Annotated in this window: 12 protein-coding genes; 4 read left to right on the top strand and 8 right to left on the bottom strand. The window is 70.8% G+C overall.

All coding sequences use genetic code 11. The features are described from left to right. Nucleotides 1–32: 32 nt before the first annotated feature. Nucleotides 33–1,055, bottom strand: coding sequence for a sugar ABC transporter substrate-binding protein (locus tag ACFOWZ_RS44200; RefSeq protein ID WP_382380091.1), 1,023 nt, complete (start codon nucleotides 1,053–1,055; stop codon nucleotides 33–35). A gap of 233 nt (nucleotides 1,056–1,288) precedes the next feature. Here ACFOWZ_RS44200 and ACFOWZ_RS44195 point away from each other — a divergent pair, with 233 nt between their 5' ends. Beyond that, the gene (locus ACFOWZ_RS44195; protein WP_382380089.1) at nucleotides 1,289–2,317 is read left to right on the top strand and encodes a LacI family DNA-binding transcriptional regulator; all 1,029 of its coding nucleotides are present in this window, start codon (nucleotides 1,289–1,291) and stop codon (nucleotides 2,315–2,317) included. Here the strand turns inward: ACFOWZ_RS44195 and ACFOWZ_RS44190 are convergent. After that, the gene (locus ACFOWZ_RS44190; protein ID WP_382380087.1) at nucleotides 2,306–3,073 is read right to left on the bottom strand and encodes an alpha/beta hydrolase; all 768 of its coding nucleotides are present in this window, start codon (nucleotides 3,071–3,073) and stop codon (nucleotides 2,306–2,308) included. The two genes, ACFOWZ_RS44195 and ACFOWZ_RS44190, sit on opposite strands and share 12 nt — an antisense overlap. Before the next feature lie 31 nt (nucleotides 3,074–3,104). After that, nucleotides 3,105–4,421, bottom strand: a complete 1,317-nt coding sequence (locus ACFOWZ_RS44185) for an MFS transporter (RefSeq protein WP_382380210.1) — start codon at nucleotides 4,419–4,421, stop codon at nucleotides 3,105–3,107. Nucleotides 4,422–4,540: 119 nt separating this feature from the next. On the opposite strand from ACFOWZ_RS44185, the gene ACFOWZ_RS44180 reads away from it, so the two are divergent. Further along, nucleotides 4,541–5,506, top strand: a complete 966-nt coding sequence (locus ACFOWZ_RS44180) for a helix-turn-helix transcriptional regulator (protein WP_382380085.1) — start codon at nucleotides 4,541–4,543, stop codon at nucleotides 5,504–5,506. A 96-nt stretch (nucleotides 5,507–5,602) separates the two neighbouring features. Here ACFOWZ_RS44180 and ACFOWZ_RS44175 read toward each other — a convergent pair whose 3' ends face one another. The 5 genes from ACFOWZ_RS44175 to ACFOWZ_RS44155 all read right to left on the bottom strand — a co-directional run bounded on the left by ACFOWZ_RS44175 (nucleotide 5,603) and on the right by ACFOWZ_RS44155 (nucleotide 11,780). Then, nucleotides 5,603–6,577 carry a PP2C family serine/threonine-protein phosphatase gene (locus ACFOWZ_RS44175; protein WP_382380083.1) on the bottom strand — a complete coding sequence of 325 codons (975 nt, stop codon included), beginning with the start codon at nucleotides 6,575–6,577 and terminating at the stop codon, nucleotides 5,603–5,605. Then, nucleotides 6,577–8,706, bottom strand: a complete 2,130-nt coding sequence (locus ACFOWZ_RS44170; RefSeq protein ID WP_382380081.1) for a serine/threonine-protein kinase — start codon at nucleotides 8,704–8,706, stop codon at nucleotides 6,577–6,579. The genes ACFOWZ_RS44175 and ACFOWZ_RS44170 overlap by 1 nt, the downstream gene beginning before the upstream one ends. 15 nt (nucleotides 8,707–8,721) lie before the next feature. After that, nucleotides 8,722–9,678 carry a glutamate ABC transporter substrate-binding protein gene (locus tag ACFOWZ_RS44165; RefSeq protein WP_382380079.1) on the bottom strand — a complete coding sequence of 319 codons (957 nt, stop codon included), beginning with the start codon at nucleotides 9,676–9,678 and terminating at the stop codon, nucleotides 8,722–8,724. Continuing rightward, the gene (locus ACFOWZ_RS44160) at nucleotides 9,675–10,916 is read right to left on the bottom strand and encodes a hypothetical protein (protein ID WP_382380077.1); all 1,242 of its coding nucleotides are present in this window, start codon (nucleotides 10,914–10,916) and stop codon (nucleotides 9,675–9,677) included. The genes ACFOWZ_RS44165 and ACFOWZ_RS44160 overlap by 4 nt, the downstream gene beginning before the upstream one ends. A gap of 108 nt (nucleotides 10,917–11,024) precedes the next feature. Next, nucleotides 11,025–11,780, bottom strand: coding sequence for a TetR/AcrR family transcriptional regulator (locus tag ACFOWZ_RS44155; RefSeq protein ID WP_382380075.1), 756 nt, complete (start codon nucleotides 11,778–11,780; stop codon nucleotides 11,025–11,027). 41 nt (nucleotides 11,781–11,821) lie between these two features. Here ACFOWZ_RS44155 and ACFOWZ_RS44150 point away from each other — a divergent pair, with 41 nt between their 5' ends. Continuing rightward, complete coding sequence (locus tag ACFOWZ_RS44150; RefSeq protein ID WP_382380073.1) at nucleotides 11,822–14,119, top strand: DEAD/DEAH box helicase; 2,298 nt, start codon at nucleotides 11,822–11,824, stop codon at nucleotides 14,117–14,119. Further along, nucleotides 14,119–14,877, top strand: coding sequence for an SWIM zinc finger family protein (locus tag ACFOWZ_RS44145; protein WP_382380071.1), 759 nt, complete (start codon nucleotides 14,119–14,121; stop codon nucleotides 14,875–14,877). Before ACFOWZ_RS44150 ends, ACFOWZ_RS44145 begins: the two co-directional genes overlap by 1 nt. Nucleotides 14,878–14,890 lie beyond the last annotated feature (13 nt).

Genomic DNA, 14,890 nt, shown 5'->3' with positions numbered 1-14,890 from the left:
GCCGGCGGCCGGGTAGCCGTTGTCGTCATGGCTCAGCCCCAGCAGTTCTGCAGGCCGAACGCCGAGTCCTTCGACTCCACCCCGTCGGCCGGCTGGTCGGTGATCAGCGTGACGCCCGTGTCGGTGTTCTGCGGCTTCGAGCCGTCCTTGGCGAACTTCGCCACCGCCTCCACACCCAGCTGCGCCATCTTCAGCGGGTACTGCTGCGACGTCGCGCCGATCACGCCCGCCTTGACGTTGTTCACGCCGGGGCAGCCGCCGTCGACCGACACGATCACGACGTCCTTCTCCTTGCCCGCCGCCTTCAACGCCTCGTACGCACCGGCGGCCGCGGGCTCGTTGATCGTGTAGACCAGGTTGACGCCGGGGTCCTTCTGCAGCAGGTTCTCCATCGCCGTGCGGCCGCCCTCGGGCGCGCCGTCGGTCACGTCGTGGCCCACGATCCGCGGATCCGACTCGTCACCGATCTTGTTCTTGTCCTTCACGTCGACGCCGAAGCCCTCCAGGAACCCCTGGTCGCGCTGCACGTCCACCGACACCTGGTTCGGGTTGAGGTCCAGCAGCGCGATCTTGGCCTGCTTGCCGTCCTTGGCGAACTTCGCCTTCGCCCACTGCCCGATCAGCAGACCCGCCTTGTAGTTGTCGGTCGCGAACGTCGCGTCCGCCGCGGTCGCCGGCTCCAGCTGCGTGTCCAGCGCGATCACCAGCAGGCCCGCCGCGCGCGCCTTGTCCACCGACGGCACGATCGCCTTCGAGTCGTTCGGCGTGATCAGGATGCCCTTGGCACCCGAGGCGATCAGGTTCTCGATCGCGTCCACCTGCGTCTGGTTGTCGCCGTCCTGCTTGCCCGCGAACGACTGCACCGTCACACCCGAGGACGACGCCGCCTTCTGCGCGCCCTCCTTCATCTTCACGAAGAACGGGTTGGTGTCGGTCTTGGTCACCAGGCCGACCAGCGTGGCGCCGCCGCCTCCCGACGACCCGCCGTTCCCGCAAGCCGCCGCAGCCAGCGTCAGCAACGCCGCCGCCGTCAGACCGAACGCTCTGCGCGACATGACTCCTCCTACGTCAACGTTGACGTAACCGGCCGCGGTTCGGAGCTGGTGGTGAAGTGGGCGCGGTTACGCAGGTAATCAAACCGAGTGCTGCGGGAAACCCTGGCCGAGCCAGCCCGTTCGAACCAGGAGCGGACAAACCGGGGATTCCATTACGTCATCGTTGACGCTAGCTTTCCAGCAGAAGACACGACAAGCGGGTGTTACGCAAGCGTTACCCGGGGTGGGTGGACATGGATCAAGCAGGAGCAAGACGCGAACCCACGATGCGCGACGTCGCAGCACTCGCGAAGGTCAGCACCAAGACCGTCTCGCGCGTCATCAACGGACTGCCCGGCGCCGGCCAGGAAGTGGTCGACCGCGTCCGTGCCGCCGCCCGCACACTCGGCTACCGGCCCAACCTCGCCGCCAGCGGCCTGCGCCGGTCCGACAAGCGCAGCGCCACCATCGGCGTGCTGTTCGAGGACCTCTCGAACCCGTTCGACTCCGCCCTGCTGCGCGCCGTCGAGGACCGGGCCCGCCAGGGCGGTGTGCTCGTGCTCGCCGGCAGCAGCGAGGACGACCGCGCCCTGCAGGGAGAACTCCTCGGGTCCCTCGCGGCCCGGCGCGTCGACGGCGTCGTCGTCATGGCCGCCGGCGGCCACCAGGACGCCCTGCAGCAGGAACGCGAACGCGGCACCCCGATGGTGCTCGTCGACCGCCCACCCACCTTCGGCGGCACCGACTGCGTCACCACCACCAACCGCGACAGCTCCCGCGAAGCCGTCCTGCAGCTCGCCGCGCTCGGCCACCGCGACATCGCGTTCCTCGGCGACCGCCGCACCCTGTGGACCAGCCAGGAGCGCTACACCGGCTATCTCGAAGGCCTCGCCCAGGCCGGTCTCACCCTGCGTGAGGAGCTCGTGCGCACCGACCTGCACGGCGCCGACCTCGCCGAGGCCGCCACCACCGCGCTGCTCGACCTCGCCAAGCCGCCCACGGCGCTGTTCACCGCGCAGAACCTCGTCACAGTCGGCTCCATGCGCGTGCTGCGTGCCCGCGGCGTGCAGCGCAGCGTCGCGCTCATCGGGTTCGACGACTTCCCGCTCGCCGACATGCTCGAACCCGGCATCACCGTCGTGCGGCAGGACGTCCCCGGCATCGGCCGCAAGGCCGCCGAGCTCGTCTTCGCCCGCATCGACGGCGACACCTCACCGCCCGTGCACGCCGTCGTACCCGCCTCGCTCGTGCGCCGCGGGTCCGGCGAGATCTCACCGCACTGACAGCACCGCGTCGACCACCTGCGGGCCGCAGCACAGCACCTCGTCGTTGTGGTCCGCGCCCGCGACCTCGACCAGCTTCGCCCGCGCCGCGCTCGCCACCTCGCGGCTCTGCGCGGGCGGCACCACCGAGTCCGACGTCCCCAGCACCACGACCGTGGGAACGTCCACACCGGACAACCGTTCCACCACGGGGTACTTGTCCTGCAACAACATCTTCACCGGCAGCCACGGGTAGTGGTGCGACCCGGCCGCCGCCAGCGACGTGAACGGCGACCGCAGCACCATCCCGACCGGCGGGCGATGGGTCGCCAGCTCCACCGCCACCGCCGCGCCCAGCGACTCACCGAAGTAGATCACCGGGCCGTCGATCAGATCCAGCGCCGCCCGCGCGTCGTAGGTCAAGCCCTCCTCCGTGGGCTTACCGGGGTTGTCGCCGTAACCGCGGTAGTCGAACAGCAGCACCGACAACCCGCGTTCGGTCAACGCGCGCGCCAACGGTGCCCGCCCGGCCCGGTTGCCGCCGTTGCCAGGGAACACGATCACCGTCGCGGGCGCGTCCGGCACCTCGAAGTGCCACCCGTCCAGCAGCAGACCGTCCGCCGTCACCAGCCGCACGTCGCGCCCACCGGGCAGAACCTCCTCCGCGGACGGCAGCGGACCGGGGGAGGGGAAGTAGACCAGCTTGCGCTGAAAGGCGAAGACCACGGCGATGATGGTGACAACCACCACCGCCGCGATCCAAATCGCCCTGCGCATCAGCCCATCATGAGGGGTCCGCAACGCTTGGTCAGTCAGTGGTGAATCGGCGCGGCAGCAGCAACGCCGCGGCCGTGGCGCCCACCAGCAGCACCACCGCCACACCCAGCCCGGCGCGCAGGCCCACGACCCCGAACACGGCCACCGCGAGCGCGCCGCCCGTCTGCCGGAACGAGTTCAGCACCCCGGCCGCCATGCCCGCCCGGTCCGCGGCGACCTCACCCATCAGCACCGCGGTCAGTGACGGAACCACCAGGCCCAGGCCGAACCCGATCGGGACGAGCAGCGCGGCGATCACCGGCCGTGCCGTCGTCTCGTCCACCCACAACAACCCGACCAGCGCCGCCGCGCACACGACCGGGCCCACCGCGATCGGCACCCGCGGCCCGAACCTGGCCGCCACCCGCGCCGACACCAGGTTCGCCGCGGCGATCACCGCCGTCATCGGCAGGAACACCAGCCCCGCCGCCATCGCCGAGAGCCCCAGCACGTCGTGGAAGTACAGGCTCAGCACGAACACCAGCCCGTAGAACGCGGCGTTGACCACGAACCCGATCACCACCGACACCGTCACCGTGCGCGACCGGAACAGGCCCAGCGGCACCATCGGCGCCGCCACCCGTGCCTCGACCAGCACGAACGCGAACGCCGCCACCGCGGCCACCCCCAGCATCACCGGGTCCGCGCCGTGGATCACCCCGAACGTCAACGCCGCCAGCGCCACGACCGCGGTCACCTGGCCCAACGGGTCCAGCGGCCGGACCAGCCTCGGCGACCGCGGCGTGCGGGCCAGCACGAACAGCGTCACGACACCCACCGGCAGGTTGATCAGGAAGATCGCCCGCCAGCCCAGCGTGCCCGTCAGCACCCCGCCGACGACCGGGCCGCAGGCGATCGCGAGCGCACCGCCGACCGTCCACAGCGCGATCGCCCGCGCCCGGTCCGCGGCGTCCGGGAACGCCTGCCGCACCAGGGCCAGCGACGACGGCAGCATCACCGCCGCCGCGGCGCCCTGCAGCAGGCGGGCACCGATCAGCTCGGCCAGCCCCGGCGCGAGCCCGCACGCCACCGAGGCGAAGGTGAAGACCGCGGTACCGGCACCGAACGCACGGCTCGCCCCGACGCGGTCCGACAGGGCGCCCGCGGACAGCAGCAGTGCCGCGAACATCAACAGGTAGGCGTCCACGATCCACTGCAGCGCCGCCGTGCTGCCGCCGAACTCGCGCCCGATGCGCGGCAGCGCGACGGTCATCGCCATCGAGTCGAGGTTGAGCAGGAAGATCCCCAGGAACGCGGTCGCCAGGACCAGCTTCGGTCCCGCCGTCCGCTGGGGTGCTGCGAGAGTCATCACCTGAGCAAGGCTGGTCACGAACGCGCGGGCGGGGCAGACCGTGATCTTCCGGGTCCCGCCAGAGGGGGTGTGACAGGGCCAGGGAGCCGTGGCCTCCCGCTGGCAGACTGACGACCATGACCGAGTTCGGGAGGTTCCTGCGAGCACGCCGCGGCGGCATCAGCCCGGCCGACGTCGGGCTGCCCACCAGAACCGGCCCGCGCCGCACCCCCGGCCTGCGCAGGGAAGAGGTCGCGGCACTGGCCGGCGTGAGCATCGACTACTACGTGCGGCTCGAACGCGGCAAGGAGACCCGTCCCAGCCCCGCCGTCGTCGAAGCGCTGGCCGCGGCACTGCGCCTCAACTGCGAGGAACGCGACTTCCTGCGCGAACTCGCCGCCACCGCCGCCCGCCAGGCACCCGCACCCCGCGCGCTGCCCTCACGCCGCGTCCGTTCCACGATGAAACTGCTGCTGGAGACGTTGCGGCCCAACCCCGCCTACGTCGTGAGCCGCACCAACGACCTTCTTGCCACCAACCCCGGCGGCCTGCGGCTGCTGCACGGCATCGAGGACTGGCCGGAAATGCAGCGCAACACCATCCGCTACACCTTCCTGCACCCCGCCGCCCGTGAGCTGTGGAACGACTGGGACCAGAAGGCACAGGACTGCGTCGCCCAGCTCCGCGCGATCGCCGGCACCGACCCCGACGCCCCCGACCTCGCCGCGCTCGTCGGCGAGCTGATCGTCAAGAGCCCCGACTTCAACCGGCACTGGGAACGCTACGAGGTCCGCACCATCGGCCAGGGCGAGAAGACCATGCACCACCCCGAGGTCGGCACGATGACGCTGTCGCACGAGGGACTGACCCTGAACCGCGCCCAGGGCCAGCGCCTCATCGTCTACCTCGCCACGCCCGGCACCCCCGACCACGACGCGATGACGCTGCTCGACCTCGCCGCCGCTATCCCGCGGCCACCGCGGACAGGAACCACGTCGAGTGCGGGATCCACTGCTCAAGCCACCGCCAGTCCGTGTTCGGCCCCGACGACGCCACTCCCGGATCCCACTCGATCCCGCGCCCGTCCGCCGCACGCCCCGTGATGCCGTTGACGATGCCGCCCGCCGTTCCCAGCAAGAACGAACGCCTACCAGTGCCCATCCCGTACGCCTCCAACATAACGGAGAGCGGCGGCGCGGTTACTCTACGGGTTGAGGAGTGAACGGCACCAGCACCACGGTGATGTTGTCGTGGCCACCCGCATCCAGGGCGACCTTCACGAACTCCTCGGGACCCGAGCCCAGCAGCGGCTGCAGGTCCTCGGGCTGCGGCCGGTAGTTGTGCAGGCCGTCCGAGCACAGCACGAACACCCCGGGCGAGCTCGGCTGCAGCGTCGCGACCTGCGGCTCCACCCGTCCGGCGTCCGCGCCGATCCACCGCGACAGCACGTGCGCACGACGGTCCGTGCGCGCCTGCTCCTCGGTCAGCACGCCCTCCGCGACCAGTTGCGCCGCCCAGGTGTCGTCCGTGGTGAGCTGCTTGGAACCCTCCGCGGAGAGCCAGTACGCGCGTGAGTCACCGACCCAGCCGATGGTCGCCGAGTCTCCTGTGACCAGCACCGACACGAACGTGCACGACGGCGCGACACCCCGCCCGCCGGCCTCGAGCGGCTCGTTCTCCACGAGCTGCTCCACCGCGAAGCACGACGCCGCGACGGCGTCGATCATCGCCTGCTCCGGGTCGGCGGTGTCGATCAGCGCGTTGAGCAGCACGTCCACCGCGGCGTCGGCAGCGGCCTGCGAGGCCTGCTCCGCGCGTTCCGAGGACGCCACCCCGTCGCACACCACGGCGGCGACACCCTTGCCCGCGACGTGCCCGAACGCCATCGAGTCCTCGTTGCGAGCCCGCCGCTTGCCCCGGTCGCTCACCCCGGACACCGCACCCAGCGTGTACTCGACCCGGTCACGCGCCGAGGGTTGGTGCCTGCCGCACTGCGTGCAGTAGTCCTCGTCGTCGATGTCGGGCGAGCCGCACAGGATGCACGACGCCTGCGCGGGACCGGTCGGCCCGCCCAGCGGCGTGCGGCGGACCAGCAGGTTGTGCCCGCACGCCTCACAGAACCGGTCTTCCGGCGCGACGGGCGCGAAGCACTCCGGGCACTTCAGGGTGTCCATCAAACCAACGTCCTAGGCCTTACCGCGTTCGCGCGGTCCACCAATGCGATCCGTTCCTCCGGCGTGGCCGCGAACCGGGCCAGCGTGCGGTAGCGCCGCTCGAGACCCAGCCGAAGCTCGTGTTCGGAGAGTGCACAGTCCAGCACCCTCCCCTCGGCGGCCTGATTGCGGGTCACGTAGTCGTACGCCGCCTCCAGCAGTTCCGCCGACAGCTGGGTGTGCGAATGAACGTCGATGTCCAAGGCGTGCAACCGTTCCCCGGCCGCGACGAGGTCGTCGGCGTCGCCGTGCCCGAGCTGCGCGCGCACCGCCGCGATCTGCGCCGCCAGATGTTGTGAAGACGTGTCCGGAACGGACAGCAGCACCTCGACCGCTCGCCCGCGGTCACCGCACGCCAGCAGTACCCGCGCCAGCCCGAACGCCGCCGACACGTACGCGTGGTCCGTGCGCCACACCAGCTCGTACCAGCCCGCGGCCGCCACCAGATCGCCGGTGGCCTCCGCGCACACGCCCAGCGCGAGCTTCGGCGCCGCCTCACCCGGCACCGCCGAGCACACCGCGTCGAAGAACCGCCCTGCGTCCTCGGCCCGCCTGTCCGTCAGCGCGGCGAGACCCCGGTACCAGTCCGGGCGCCAGTCCTCGGGGTCGAGCTCCGGCTCGTCGAACATCGACGGCGCCGTGATCGCCTCCAGCTCCCGCAGCGCCGTCTCGGTGTCTCCGGACTCGATCAGCACCCGCACGATCCGCAGCCGCACCTCGACCGTGAGCTCCGGTGCCTTGCGCAGACCCGCCGGATCCGACGTCGTCGCCGTCGCGAGCCACGACGCGGCCGCGTCGGAGGTGCTCACGCTCGGTGCCGGCAACGCGAGCGCCACCTCGCCCAGGTCCAGCGCGCCCTCCACGCCGAACCGGCGGCGTTCCGGCGTGAACTGCCGCGACGGACCCGGCCGCTGCACGCCGTCCTCGATCGCCAGCACCTCGCGCAGCACACCCGTGAGCTGGTCGGCCATGTCCTCCGCGCTGGAGAACCGCAGCTCGGGGTTCGGGTTCGTGGCGCGCAGCAGCAGCCGGTGGAACGACTCGAAACGCCCCAGCAGCGGTTCCTCGTCGACCGTGGGCAGCCGGTCCTTGCACTTGCCGCGGAAGTCGAACGGGAAGCTCATCACCGCCAGAGCTCGCCCGATCGTGTAGATGTCGGAGAAGATCGACGGCCCGATCGTGCCGATCTCCGGCGCCTGGTAGCCGATCGTGCCGTAGATGGGGGAGTGGTGGTCGTCGATGCGTCGCACCGCGCCCAGGTCGATCAGCTTGAGCTGCTCCTCGGTGTGGATCATGTTGTCCGGCTTGAAGTCGCAGTACAGCAGCCCCACACCGTGCAGGTAGCCGACCGCGGGCAGGATCTCCAGCACGTACGCGATGGCCTGCGCCAGCGGCAACGCCTCGTCGCCGCGGCCCTCCCGGCGGCGGTGCGTGATCATGTCCTTGATGGACTCGCCGCCGACGTACTCCATCACGATGTAGTCGACGAGGTTGCCGGTCTTGCGGTCCGCGTGCCGGATGAAGTTGTGGATCTTCACGATGTTCGGGTGCTCGACCTCGGCGAGGAACCGGCGTTCGGCCAGCGCCGCCGCCATCGCGTCCGCGTCACCTGAGTCGAGCAGGCCTTTGAGCACGACCCACCGGTCGCTGACCGCGTGGTCCAGCGCCAGGTACAGCCAGCCCAGCCCGCCGTGCGCCAGACACCCCAGGACCTCGTACTGGTCGTGCAGCACCTCACCCGGTTCGAGCTTCGGCGTGAACGAGTACGCGTGACCGCACTGCGGGCAGAACCCCTCCACCCGGCCCGGCTTGCCGTCCTTCTGCCTGCCGACCTTCTTGCCGCACTTCGAACAGAACCGCTTCGCCTCGGGAACCTCGGGGTTCGCCAGCACCGCGGTCTTCGGGTCCCGGTACGGCACCCGCGGCACCTCGACCAGGCCGGCCCCCAACCGGCCGCGGCTCATCGACCGCCCGCTGCCCCGGCGCGCGCGGGCCGAGCTCGACCGCGGCACCTCCTGCGACACCGACCAGGGTGCGGTCCCCGGTGACGTCGCGGGCCCCGTGACGGGCAGGTCCAGCTCCTCACTCATCTCGCGACTCCCTCCCTAGTCCCGATAACGAGCGACCGGCGGTGCTGGTGCCGGGCCCAGCGTGTTCAGCCACCGCCGGTAGATCGCGCCCCACGTCCCGTCGGCGCGCATCCGCTCCAGCACCCCGTTCACGAACCGGACCAGGTCCTCCTGCCCCTTCGGGATGCCCACCCCGTACGGCTCCTCGGTGAACCGCGACCCGACCACCTCGGTGTACGGGTCCTGCGCCGCCAGACCCGCCAGGATCGTGTCGTCGGTGGAGATCGCGTCGGTCTGCCCCTGCTGCAGCATCACCAGGCAGTCGGTCCAGTTCGGCACGCTCACCGTCGTCTTCACCCTGCTCACGACGTTGTTGAGCGACGTGGACCCGGCCGCGACGCACACCTTCCTGTCCTTGAGGCCGTCCACCCCGGCGATCCCGGAGTTGCGGCGCACCAGCACCCGCTGCCCGGCCTGGTAGTAGACCGACGAGAACTCGACGTCCTTGAGCCGGTCGCAGGTGATCGTCATCGTCCGCACGACCAGGTCGACCTCACCGCGCTGCAACATCGGGATCCGCTCGGCCGACGTGACGACCTTGAACTGCACCTTCTTCTCGTCACCGAAGACGGCCTTGGTGATCTGCCGCGCCACGTCGACGTCGAAGCCCTCGAGTTCGCCGGTGAACGAGTTGCGGAACCCCATCAGGTACGAGTTCTGGTCCACCCCGGCGATCAACCGGCCGCGCTTGAGGATCCGCTCCATGGTCGACCCCACCGGCATCTGACCCGCCGGCGGCAACGCGCCCGGACGCAGGCTCGCCGTCGCGTCGCACGAGGGCGCGGGGCCCGTCGTGCTGCTCGGCGCCGAGGTCACCGTGCTCGCGCCTGCCGGCTGTGGCGCCCCGGCGGTGCGCGGCACGATCTCACTCGGCGCGGGGCCCGCCGAACACGCGCTGATCAAAGCCACTGACACGAGGGCGAGTCGTCTCATCGGTACTCCTTGAGGCGCTGCCACAACCCCATCGTCGACCCCGCCGCGCTGATCACCGCGAGCACCAGCACCCCGACCACCGTGCCCGCCAGCGACGCCCGCGCCACCGCCACCTCGTCGCTGAAGTCCTGCCGCGCCTCACCGATCGCCCGCACCAGGTCGGAGTCCAACGAGTCGAAGTACGGGTTGTCGATCAGGTTCACCGCGTCGTTGTACTGGCCCGCGTCATCGGCCTCGCGGATGCGCTGGTGCACCTGCTGCCACTGCCGGAAGTGCCGCATCGCCTGGTCCACCGCCTCGGTGTTCTCCAGCCGTTTCGCCTGCTCCAGCTGCCCCTCCAGCCGTTCGGAGACCTCGACGAAGCTCTTCTCGTAGGCCTGGCCCGCACCACGCGCGACCAGCGTCAGAGTCTCGTCGCCCCGTGCCGTCAGTGTCGCGATCCGCGCCTGCGCCAGCACGTCGACCTTGGCCGAGGCGGTGCGGGAGTCCGCCACGTCCCGCATCACCAGCACCGAGACCGTCGTCACCCACAGCAGCGACACCACCGCCGCGCCCGTCGCCACCAGCAGGCCTATGTTGAGCAGCCGGTTCGTCCTGCGGGTCAGGTAGCGCTGGGTGAGCACGAGCCCGATCACGAACGCCAGCGCCACCAGCACCGGGGCGACCGGGAAGCCCGCCTCGTCCTGGGCACGCGCGACCCGGTCCGTCTCCGCCCGGTACAGCTCCTGCGCCGCCGGCAGCAGCTGCGTGCGCATCAACCCCGACGCCTCGCGCAGGTAGGCCGCGCCCACCGGGAAGCCCTGCCGGTTGTTCGTGCGCGCCGTCTCGATCAGGCCCGTGTAGACCGGCAGCTGCGCGGCCAGCGTGGCGGTGAGGTCGGGGGAGGAGGCCGTGGCCACCGACAGCGCCGCCTGCGCCTGCGCGATGTCCGCCTCGTAGCGTTCCCGCAGCCGGGCGGGCTCGAGGCCACCGGACAGGAACGCGCTGGCCGCCGTCGCGTCGGCGTCCTGCAACGACCGGTAGACCTCCTGCGCCGCGTGTGCGAGCGGCTCCGACCGCGTCGCCAGGTCCTGCAGCGCCTGCTCCTGCCGGTTCACGCTCCACGTCGCGAGCGACCCGCTGGCCAGGCTCGCCAGAACCAGCACGATCGCGATCAGGCTCAACCGCCCCGGTGTCGACCGCGCCAGACCGGTGACCCGGCGCACCAGCGCCTGCCGCGGCTGCGAGTCGATCACCACGAGCGGGCCTCCCAAGCGGGCGAGTTGATCGGCTGGCGTAACTGTAGGCACCCCGAGGACACCGCGTGGGAATTAACGACGCATCCCGCGCGAGGTGTCACTCGCCCGTTACGACCGGCGTGACTCGATCAGCCGATCGACACCGTCCAGGATCATCTCCAGCCCGAACTCGAACGAGTGCTCCGGGCTGAACGCGCTCTGGTGCGCCTCACCGACAGCACCCCCGACCCTCGCGGCCACCGGGTAGCGGGCGGGGTCGAACACCGTCATCAGGAACGGCGCCGCCGCGTCCCACCACTGCTGGTCGGTCAGCCCCGTCTCCTTCTCGGTCACGGCCGCCGCCGTCAGCCCACGCGCCGAGTTCTGCACGTGCCCGAGCACCAGGTTGAGCACCGAGTCCATCTCCACGTCCGAGAGCCCGACGCCCTCCAGGCCGCGCAGCTCGAAGTCGTACTTCGCCGCCACCTGCGGTCCCAGCACCGTCCGCGACGGCGCCACCTGCAGCAACCACGGGTGCCGCCGGTACAGCGCCAGGTTCTCCCGCGCGACGTACGCCAGGTGCTCGCGCCAGCCGTCGACGGGCGTGCGGCCGGTCGCGGCCTGCACGGTGTCGACCATGACGTCGATCAGCTCGCCCTTGCCCGGCACGTAGGTGTAGAGCGACATCGTGCCCACGCCGAGCGACTCGGCCACGCGCCGCATCGACAGCGCCTTCAGCCCGTCGGCGTCGGCCAGCGCGATGCCGGCCTGCACGATCCGGTCCACGCTCAGGTCCGGCTTGCCCTTGCGGCTCGTGCGCTCCTGGGTGCGCCACAGCAACGCCAGCGTCCGTGCGGGGTCGCCGCTGCCCGTGTGTTCGATCACGAGCGTGACCTTACCGTACCGTATGGTGTACGGTACAGAGTATGTTCGGCGACCTCCGCGGAAAGTCCCTGTTCGAAGCCTTGCCTGACGCGCTGAACGACCCCGGCTACTGGGGAGTGGCCACCACGACGGCGCTCGCTCTGGTCGCGCGCGGCCGGATCGTGCCGAGCGTGACCGCCGACGGCCACGACACCTGGCGGATCGGCCCGCTCGACCACGCCGACGAGCTGCACCTGCGGCAACTGGCGGCTCACGGCGACTACGACGAGCTGCGGGCCTACCTCGACGCGGTGGCCGACGTGCTGCCCCGCGGCGGGGCGGAAGGTCCCTTCGCCGCCGCCGAACCCCGCCACGTTCCCGAGTTGCAGGCGTGGGCCGACGAGCAGATCAAGCTCTCCCTGCGCATCGAGACGACCGACGACCTGCGGTTCCGTGCGATCGTCCAGGTCCGCGCCATCACCGACCCCCACCCGCGCGACGTCCGCGGCTCCGGCCGCGAGCTCGACGCCATCCGCGCGATCGGCCGCTCCACCTGGCCACCGCTGCACCGGCTGCTCGACCAGGCCGACCTCACCGACGACGAGGTCGCCGAGCTGCTCACCACCGACATCGAGGTCCACTGGCCCAAAAACCTCACCACGTCGTTGTCCGCGAAAGCCGTCATCGGCGAACCCGGCGGCAGGTTCTCCGCAGGCGACCTGCTCACGTTCGACTGGCAGCTCGCCCTCGGCGACGACGTGCTGACCGAGGCGGAGATGGACGTCATCGCCGAAGCCAGCCGTCCCGTGATCAGGCTGCGCGACCAGTGGGTGCTCGTCGACCCCGCGCTGCGGCGCAAGGCCCGGCAACAGCTCAAACCGATCACCGCCGTGCAGGCCGTCACCGCCGCCCTCACCGGTACCGCGGTGATCGACGGCGAGCACGTCGACGTCGTCCCGCACAGCCTCACCGCGGCCATCACGACCGTTCCCGAGTTCCCGCAGCCCGCCGCACTGCGGGCGACCCTGCGCGACTACCAGCTGCACGGCCTGCGCTGGCTCGCCCACATGACCGGCCTCGGGCTGGGCGCCTGCCTCGCCGACGACATGGGACTCGGCAAGACCATCACGCTCATCGCCCTGCACCTGCACCGCGACCACGAGCACCCGACGCTGGTCGTCTGCCCGGCCTCCCTGCTCGGCAACTGGGAACGCGAGATCCAGCGCTTCGCTCCCGGCACACCCGTCACCCGCTACCACGGTCCACAACGGACGCTCGCCGACCACGGCGTCGTGCTCACCACCTACGGCACCATGCGCCTGGACGCCGAAACGCTGAAGAACCACGCGTGGGGCATCGTCGTCGCCGACGAGGCCCAGCACGTCAAGAACCCGCACTCCGGCACCGCCAAGGCACTGCGCAGCATTCCCGCGGCCGCACGCGTCGCACTGTCGGGCACTCCGGTGGAGAACTCGCTGTCGGAGCTGTGGTCCGTCCTGGACTGGACGACCCCTGGCCTGCTCGGCACGCACCGCGCGTTCCGCACCCGCTGGCCAGAGCCCGACGACACGCTCACGAAGGTCGTGCGGCCGTTCCTGCTGCGACGCCGCAAGTCCGACCCCGGCGTCGCTCCTGAACTGCCCGCCAAGACCGAGACCGACCGGTTCGTCTCGCTGACGACGGAGCAGGCGGCGTTGTACGAGGCGCTGACCAGGGACACGCTCGACCGGATCGCGGCGAGCGACGGCATGGCCCGCCGCGGACTCGTGCTGAAGCTGCTGACGGGCCTCAAACAGATCTGCAACCACCCGTCGCACTTCCTGGGCCACTCGTCGTTGCAGGGCACGTCCGGCAAGCTCGACCTGCTCGACGAACTGCTCGCCACGATCGTCGCCGAGGACGGCTCGGCGCTGATCTTCACCCAGTACGTCGGCATGGCCCGGCTGCTCGAACAGCACATCGAACAGCCCACCAGGTTCCTGCACGGCGGCACGCCGATCCCGCAGCGCGAGCAGATGGTCGACGACTTCCAGCAGGGCAGGGCCCCGGTGTTCCTGCTGTCGTTGAAAGCCGCGGGCACCGGCCTGAACCTGACGCGCGCCGACCACGTGATCCACTTCGACCGCTGGTGGAACCCCGCCGTCGAGGACCAGGCCACCGACCGCGCCTACCGCATCGGCCAGACCCGGCCCGTGCAGGTGCACAAGCTCGTCACCGAAGGCACCGTCGAGGAACGCATCGCCGCGCTCCTGCAGGACAAACGCGACCTCGCCGACGCCGTCCTGCACGGCGGCGAGACCGCGTTCACCGACCTCACCGACGCCGAACTCGCCGAACTCGTCCAACTCAGGAGCACCTGATGACCGCACGCGGATTCGCCGCGTTCCCCAAGGTGAAGCGCCGCGTCGCCACGACGTGGTGGGGCAAGGCGTGGGTGAAGGCGCTGGAGGACACCGCGCTCGACCTCGCCCTGATCCGCCTGGGCCGCCGCTACGCCCACGCCGGCGTCGTCGGCCCGATCACCGTCAGCCCCGGCCGTCTGCACGCGCAGGTGCACGACGACGACACCGTCTACAGCACGACGGTCAACGTGCCGGTGCTGACCGAAGTCCAATGGGGACGGTTCCTCGACCGCGTCGCCGAGCAGGCGGGCCACATCGCCGCGTTGCTGGACAACGACATGCCGCGCGACCTCGTCGCCGCTGCCGAAGAGTCCGGTGTGGACCTGCTGCCCGGCATCGGCGACCTGGAGCCTTCGTGTGACTGCGACGGCTGGGAGTTGCCGTGCCGCCACGCCGCCGCACTCGCGTTCCAGGTCGGCTGGCTGCTCGACGCCGACCCGTTCGTGCTCCTGCTGCTCAAGGGAAAACCGGAACAGGAACTCCTCGACGCGCTGAAGCAACGCGTCGCCGGACCCGTCGGGACCAGAACACCTGTGGTGGTTTCGCACGAAGACGCAGGTCAACTACCTGCCCGGCCGGCGCTTCCGACCACCACACCTGTGGTGCTCGCGGTCGAACCGCCACCCGGATTCGAGGCCGCGGACCTCGTGGCGTTGATGGAGATCGCCGCTGAGCGAGCACGCGCGCTGCTGCGTTCGGGCATTCTCGAAGGGTGATCACCGAGAAGCA

The sequence above is a fragment of the Lentzea rhizosphaerae genome (assembly GCF_042649515.1).
Taxonomy (GTDB): Bacteria; Actinomycetota; Actinomycetes; order Mycobacteriales; family Pseudonocardiaceae; genus Lentzea; species Lentzea aerocolonigenes.
Note: the sequence above shows the minus strand (reverse complement) of the source record. Positions and strands in the feature narration are given on the sequence as shown.